Here is a 1173-nt window from a genome sequence, read left to right on the forward strand (position 1 = left end):
CCCGCAGGCGGCCAGGTATCCGGTAAGCGGCAGGGTCGGAACAGGAGAGCGCACGAGGGAGCTTCCAGGGGGAAACGCCTGGTATCTTTATAGTCCTGTCGGGTTTCGCCACCTCTGACTTGAGCGTCGATTTTTGTGATGCTCGTCAGGGGGGCGGAGCCTATGGAAAAACGCCAGCAACGCGGCCTTTTTACGGTTCCTGGCCTTTTGCTGGCCTTTTGCTCCTTAAGAAAAAGGATCTTCACCTAGATCCTTTTAAATTAAAAATGAAGTTTTAAATCAATCTAAAGTATATATGAGTAAACTTGGTGACAAGCTTGAATTCTTAGTNGCTTGGTTTTGATGGTTTTTTACTTTCGTTNAACCCTTTAACCGCCTGCTCNAATGTAAGTNTCAAGAGTGANGCGTCTCCAACTTCACTGTGACTNGGAACAACCAGNNTTGCCTNACCATATTTGGACNTTAATAANNTGGCGGACTTTGGCCANGCTTCTANATNTGCGTCACCCAAATTGCCNAAACCGTACGGTTTNATNAAACAACCACCGANTAATATTTTCCTTTCAGGCAACCAAACCACTACGTTATCTGGCGTGTGTCCCGGGCCTGGGTAGAAAACTTCAATTTTATCTTTAACTAGCCAATAGTTAACTCCGCTAAATGAATTTGTGGCTTGAACCTGACCGTCTTTTTTAAGCAGTTCATTGGTTAATGCAGATGCGTACGTGGGGATAGAGTGAGAATTAAGCCACTCTATTCCGCCCGTGCTGTCACTATGAAAATGAGAGGAAATGCTGCCTTTTATTTGATAGCCACGCTCCGCAAACCAGGCGACTAACTTTTCAGTGTCTTCAGCTGTGAATGGAGTGTCAATTAGGTAAGCCTCAGTATTGACAAGAACCACCAAACCATGTTTAGGAACAACGCCCCACCCGTCAACTTCTTCAAACGAAGTATGAACGTAAACGCCTTCATCAAGTTTTTTAATTTCTAAATCTGGCAAAGGTTCTGCGGCTGCGGTAGCAATGCTGCAAAACGATAATGTAAAGAATACGAGTAACTTGCTTCCCATGGGCTTCCTTTTTCAATATTATTGAAGCATTTATCAGGGTTATTGTCTCATGAGCGGATACATATTTGAATGTATTTAGAAAAATAAACAAATAGGGGTTC

1 protein-coding gene is annotated in these 1173 nt (G+C 43.7%); it reads right to left on the minus strand.

What is annotated here, in order from left to right; genetic code table 11:
• Positions 1-325 precede the first annotated feature (325 nt).
• Entirely contained in the window at positions 326-1072 is a 747-nt protein-coding gene (blaIMP, locus tag BEMPMBAN_RS30900) for an IMP family subclass B1 metallo-beta-lactamase (protein ID WP_159235285.1), read from the minus strand.
• Between the last annotated feature and the right edge of the window lie 101 nt (positions 1073-1173).

It is taken from the genome of Mycolicibacterium austroafricanum, assembly GCF_902705885.1.
GTDB lineage: Bacteria > Actinomycetota > Actinomycetes > Mycobacteriales > Mycobacteriaceae > Mycobacterium > Mycobacterium vanbaalenii_A.